Here is a 5,878-nt window from a genome sequence, read left to right on the forward strand (position 1 = left end):
GAGGTGCCGATCGAGCCGCTGGAGGCGCCCATCTCCGGCAGGGCGACGCCGTCGGTGACCTCGAGGGTCTCCAGCTCGTCCGCGTCGAAGCCCTCGAACGCCTTGTCCGCGTCCTGGTTCTTGATGTCCTTGGCGGTCATGTCGAAATCCTTCCGAAGATCCGGGATGAGTGGTTCAGCAGGCCGAGCAGGTGCTGGAGGACGAGGAGGAGGTGCCGATCGAGCCGCTGGAGGCGCCCATCTCCGGCAGGGCGACGCCGTCGGTGACCTCGAGGGTCTCCAGCTCGTCCGCGTCGAAGCCCTCGAACGCCTTGTCCGCGTCCTGGTTCTTGATGTCCTTGGCGGTCATGTCGCATTCCTTTCGTCGAGGCCGGGGATATCCGTCACCAGAAATTCCGGCCGTACCTTCCGGTCGCCTTCCGGGATTTCTTTCCTTTCCCGTCCGGCTCTGACATCCATATTGCTCGGGCCGTCATCCCGGCGCCAGGGTTCGCGGCCGCCGGCTGACATTTATCACGGGGCGAGTGACTTTTCGCCGCCCGGCTTTCCGGAGCCGTCGAGCGGAATTGCCCAGTCGGGGCTGTTCACCATGTGCCATTCCGCGCCCGGGTCGTCGGGCAGCTCGGTGCCGCCGGCCGGCGTGCCCAGCAGGAAGTCGCCCACGGAGGACTCCCGCAGGTAGTCCAGGCCCAGCACCCTCGCCGACAGGTCTGCGTCGCCGTTGCCCAGTCCGCAGGGCGCCAGGCCCATCGCCGTGGCCACCAGGTACATGGTCTGGTAGAGCACCCCGGTGTGCCGCAGCGTCGTCGCGTAGGCCATCGCCCGGTACTTCCACGCCATGCGCTGGAACCGCGAGGTCACGGTGAAGAGCACGTCGGGGCGGACGTCGAAGCCCACCGAGCGGGACGCGACGCCCAGCAGTGCCCGCCGGGCCGCCTCCTCGGCGCTGACCAGGACCAGGCGGTGCGCGTAGGAGTCGTAGTGGTAGATGCCCGGCTCCAGCCCGTCGCAGCGCAGCACCGTGACGTACAGCTCCAGTTCGTACAGGGAGCCGCCGCTCGGGTACGGCCGCGAGACGACCTCGTCCTCGCCGGGGGAGTCCGGGCCCGGGGTGCGGTGCACGCGCACCCGCTGCACCCGGTACAGGAACTCGCCCAGCTCCCGCACCGTCAACGCCCGTTCTCCGAAGGTGCGGTGGGAGCGGCGGGACTCGATCGCGGCGGTCAGCGACGGGTCGGCGGCGTCGAGATCGGCGCGCCGCGGGCGGTACAGCTCGGTCACCGGGCCGGGCGGCACCGGCTTCACGGCGGGCTCCGGGTCGATCTCGCCCCGGTAGGGGTAGACGGCGCCGAAGACACCGTCGTAGCGCCCCGAGCGGATGCGCGAGTGGAACAGCAGGTCGTGGAAGTCCCACTGGCGCAGCACCGGTTCGCTGTCGGAGGCGAACGTGCCGTCCGGGCCCGCGAGCTCGGCGAAACCAAGCCCGACGAGGTGGGACAGCACGTCGAGCGTCTCCGCCTCGCTCAGCCCGGTGACCTCCCCGGCGCTGCCGGCCCGGCCCGGCCGTCCCAGCGCCGCCGCGAGTTCACGCGCGGCCCGGTCGGCCAGCACCGCACGGAACTTCACCAGCGGTGACTCCAGGACGAGCAGCCCGTCGCGCGTCCGCAGGAACGCGAACCGGGAGAGCCGCACGCGGTCGCCGGCCGTCACGTCCGCGACCCGGTGCTCGGCGTCCCGCGCGGTCGGCTCCAGCCGGACCAACTCCCGTCGCAGCGGCGGCTCGTCGTGCGTCAGCACGCTGTACGCCAGGAGCTGCCCGGCCCGTTCCAGCAGGTCGTCGGCCCGCTTCCGCCCGGCGGCGTCGAGACCCTCGTACAACTCCGCGCGCGGCAGCGGGCCCTCGGCCAGCCGCAGCAGGACCCCGCGCAGCGGGCCGCGCACCGGGCGCAGGGCGAGGGAGGTGACGGGGCCCCGCAGCAGCGCCGTGTCCGTGCCGTCGTCGAACGTCACCCGCACGTCGCCGCGCAGCGCCCGGGCGGCGGACTCGGGGGGTTTCTCGGTGATCGCATTCGTGCCTACGGGATGCATCGGGCCTCCGGTACCAAATCGCGTGGGCGGACCTGTCGAAATCCACTCTGCGGCCCGCTACACCGGCTCCCCCCGTGCCGGCCGCACCGAATGACAGTCGCCATTCCCGCTCGTGACCGGGGTCATGGAATGCATGACAGATGACAGGGGCGGACTTCAATCGCTCGGACATCCGGCACCCGAAGCGCATCCTCGGAACAGGAATTCTCCCCGCAACTCACCGACAGTGAAGGAAAACCTCGTGTTCAGTCGTCGGCATGCGATACGTCTCGGTCTCACCACCGGCGCCGTCGGCGCGGTCGGCGCGGCGGGCGGGGTCTTCCGGACGCTCACCGCCGCGGGGCAGGGCACGGCGGCCGGGAAGGCCGCACCGGCCGGCGCGGCGGCCGCCCCCGTCGAACCCTTCTCGCTGCCCCTGACGATCCCGCCGGTCCTCGTTCCCCACCGCCGCACCAGGACCGCCGACCACTACCGGATCACGATGCGCCGCACCGGCGTGGAGATCCTCCCCGGCCGACGCACCGACGCCCTGACGTACAACGGCTCGTTCACGGGCCCCACCATCCGCGCCCGCACCGGCCGGACCACGGTCGTGCAGCAGATCAACGCCCTGGACATGCCGACCTCGGTGCACCTGCACGGCGGCAACAACCCGGTGGCGCACGACGGCGGGATGATGGACACCATCGCGCCGGGCCGCAGACGGACCTACGTCTACGAGAACAAGCAGCCCGGCGCCACCCTGTGGACGCACGACCACGCCCACCACATGGAGTCCGAGCACGTCTACCGGGGACTGTCCGGCCTCTACCTGCTGCACGACCCCGCCGAGGACCGGCTGGGCCTGCCCTCCGGGAAGTACGACATCCCGCTGGTCCTGCGCGACGCGCACTTCGACGACAACGCGCAGCTGGTCTACACGATGGACGACGCGGAGAACCGCACGACCATCCTGGTCAACGGCCGCCCCTGGCCCCGTCTGAAGGTCGAGGCCCGCAAGTACCGCTTCCGGCTGGTCAACTCCTGCAACCTGCGCATCTTCATCCTCGCGCTGTCCGACGGGTCCGCCACCCAGCACCCCGTGCAGCAGATCGGCACGGACGGCGGCCTGCTCGCCGCCCCCGCCGAGACGCCCGTGCTGGTCCTGTCCCCGGGCGAACGCACCGACTTCGTCGTCGACTTCTCGAAGTACGCGCCCGGCACCCGGCTCACCCTCGCCAACATGCTCGGGCCCGGACCGACCGAACTCGTCGGCCAGGTCATGCGGTTCGACGTCGGTGAACGCACCGCCGACACCAGCAGGGTCCCCGCCACCCTCGCCACACTGCCGGCCCTGGCGAAACCGACCGTGGAACGCAGCTTCGACCTCTCCATGGACGAGCCCGGCTCCGGCGGCCACCAGGCCTACATCAACGGCAGGACCTTCGACCCGGACCGCATCGACACCCACATCGAGTGGGGCAGCACCGAGGTGTGGACCGTCACCAACAAGAGCGCCACCGTCCCGCACAACTTCCATACGCACCTGGTGCAGTTCCGCATTCTCGAACGGGACGGTCAGCCGCCCTATCCGGCGGAAACCGGCTGGAAGGACACCGTGCTGCTCTTTCCCGGCCAGACCGCGAAACTCCAGCTCACCTTCGATTCGCATCGCGGAGTTTATCCGTACCACTGCCACATGATCGACCACAGCGCCATGGGAATGATGGCGCAAATGAAGATCGCGTGATTCCCGGAATCTCTTTCTTCCTTCGGAGAGGAGGATCATGACCACCGAAGCCATTCCCCGCCCCTATGCGCGCCGTGTCCTCGCGGCGCTGGGCCGGGACCCGACCCGCATCGTCCTGCACCGGCCGGAACGGACCGTGACGGCAGGCGAGTTGCGCGCGTCCGTCGTGGGCAGCGCCGCGCTCCTGCACTCGCACGGCGTCTGCCCCGGTACCACCGTCGCCATCCTGACCGGCCCCAACCACCCGCTGATGCTCAGCGCCCGCTGGGCCGTCCATCTGCTCGGCGCCACCTCCGTCTACGTCCGCTCGATGAACCCGCGCACGGACACCGAGACGTTCTCGGTCGCCACCCAGACCGGGTTGCTGCGTGACCTCGGGGTGTCGCTCCTGCTCGTGGACGACACTGACGAGGAGAGCACGGCCCGCGGCAGATGGCTCGCCCGGCGGCGGCCCGGCCTGACCGTGCGGGCGATCCCGCGCACGGCGGACGGGCACGACACCGTGCCGCAGGTCCCGCCGCCGCACCCGGGCGACCTGGCCGTCGTCGACTTCACCAGCGGCAGCACCGGCCGCCCCAAGATGGTCGCCCAGCGCTACGGCACCCGCGAGCACCTCGTCGGCCGGCTGGCCTCCGGCCTCGACCCCCGGGGCCCGGCCACGCTGCTGTCCGTCACGCCGGTCAGCCACACCACGGCACCCATGGCCGACGCCGTGCTGTGCGGAGGGGGCACGGTCGTCCTGCACGACGAGTTCGACGCGGGCGCGACCCTGACGGCCATCGCCGAACTGGGCGTGACCGACGTCTACCTGGCCGTGCCGCACCTGTACCGCCTGCTCGACCATCCCCTGGTCACGTCGTACGACCTGTCGTCGCTGCGCCGCATCACCTACAGCGGCACCCCGGCCGCCCCCGAGCGGGTCCGGCAGGCGGTCCGGGTCTTCGGCGACGTACTGATCCAGGTGTACGGCACCACCGAAGCGGGCGGCATCAGCAGCCTCACCCCGCTCGACCACCGCGAGCCCGAACTGCTGGGCTCGGCCGGCCGGCCCTTCCCCTGGGTCCGTGTCGAGATCCGGGCGAGCGGCTCAGGCATCCCGCTGGGCCGCGGCCGGACCGGCGAGATCTGGATCAACTCGCCGACGGTGTCCGCGGGTTACCTTGACGACGCGGAACTGACCGAGGCGACCTACCGGGACGGCTGGCTGCGCACCGGCGACCTCGGACACTGGGACCGCTACGGCTACCTTCGCCTGGACGGCCGGGTCGGCGACGTCATCAAGCACGGCGGCCTCAAGCTCGACCCCGCCGCCATCGAGGCGGCCCTGCTTCAGCACCCGCAGGTGCGGCAGGCAGCGGTGTTCGGCGTCCGCGACGAGGACCTGGTGGAGCAGGTCCACGCCGCCGTCGAACTGCACTCCGGCGCCGGCCACACCTCCTGCGACCTGCGCGGCTACGTCGCCGCGACGCTCACCCCGGAACACGCCCCGGTCGGTGTCTCGGTCTGGCCCGAACTGCCGCTCACCCCATCGGGCAAGCCGGACCGTGCACGGCTGCGCGAGGTCACGACCCCGGTACGGGCCCGCCCGACGGGCGCCACCGCACCGACGGGGCTCGCCGACTCCCCGACGGGAGCCACTCCACCGACGGGGCTCATCGGCTCCCCGACGGGAGCCACTCCACCGACGCTGCTCATCGGCTCCCCGACGGGAGCCACTCCACCGACGGGGCTCGCCGACTCCCCGACGGGAGCCACTCCACCGACGGGGGTCACCGGCTCCCCGACGGGAGCCAATCCACCGACGGGGCTCATCGGCTCCCCGACGGGAGCCACTCCACCGACGCTGCTCATCGGCTCCCCGACGGGAGCCACTCCACCGACGGGGCTCGCCGACTCCCCGACGGGAGCCACTCCACCGACGGGGCTCATCGGCTCCCCGACGGGAGCCACTCCACCGACGCTGCTCATCGGCTCCCCGACGGGAGCCACTCCACCGACGCTGCTCATCGGCTCCCCGACGGGAGCCACTCCACCGACGCTGCTCATCGGCTCCCCGACGGGA

At 71.4% G+C, this 5,878-nt stretch carries 5 protein-coding genes; 2 read left to right on the plus strand and 3 right to left on the minus strand.

Annotation, left to right across the window (positions count from 1 at the left end):
* The 3 genes from GTY56_RS34920 to GTY56_RS34930 all read right to left on the minus strand — a co-directional run.
* On the minus strand, positions 1 to 140 hold a 140-nt coding region (locus GTY56_RS34920; RefSeq protein WP_161369297.1), incomplete at its 3' end, for a thiazolylpeptide-type bacteriocin.
* Between the two features lie 34 nt (positions 141 to 174).
* Positions 175 to 348, minus strand: a complete 174-nt coding sequence (locus GTY56_RS34925) for a thiazolylpeptide-type bacteriocin (protein WP_078615318.1) — start codon at positions 346 to 348, stop codon at positions 175 to 177.
* 164 nt (positions 349 to 512) lie between these two features.
* The gene (locus GTY56_RS34930; protein ID WP_161369298.1) at positions 513 to 2,087 is read right to left on the minus strand and encodes a SagB/ThcOx family dehydrogenase; all 1,575 of its coding nucleotides are present in this window, start codon (positions 2,085 to 2,087) and stop codon (positions 513 to 515) included.
* 241 nt (positions 2,088 to 2,328) lie between these two features.
* Between GTY56_RS34930 and GTY56_RS34935 the strand changes: the two genes are divergently transcribed.
* Together GTY56_RS34935 and GTY56_RS34940 are read left to right on the plus strand one after the other, a co-directional pair.
* Positions 2,329 to 3,816 (plus strand): multicopper oxidase domain-containing protein, encoded by a 1,488-nt coding sequence (locus tag GTY56_RS34935; protein ID WP_161369299.1) that lies wholly within the window; start codon positions 2,329 to 2,331, stop codon positions 3,814 to 3,816.
* A gap of 37 nt (positions 3,817 to 3,853) precedes the next feature.
* Positions 3,854 to 5,878 (plus strand): class I adenylate-forming enzyme family protein (locus GTY56_RS34940; protein WP_272923425.1); only part of this gene is annotated, 2,025 nt, incomplete at its 3' end.

Source organism: Streptomyces sp. SID5643 (assembly GCF_009872555.1).
Taxonomy (GTDB): Bacteria; Actinomycetota; Actinomycetes; order Streptomycetales; family Streptomycetaceae; genus Streptomyces; species Streptomyces iakyrus.

Excerpts from the sequence above, each read along its gene's own strand:
- GTY56_RS34930 (WP_161369298.1), bottom strand. The coding sequence starts at position 2,087 with ATGCATCCCGTAGGCACGAATGCGATCACCGAGAAACCCCCCGAGTCC.
- GTY56_RS34925 (WP_078615318.1), bottom strand. The coding sequence starts at position 348 with ATGACCGCCAAGGACATCAAGAACCAGGACGCGGACAAGGCGTTCGAG.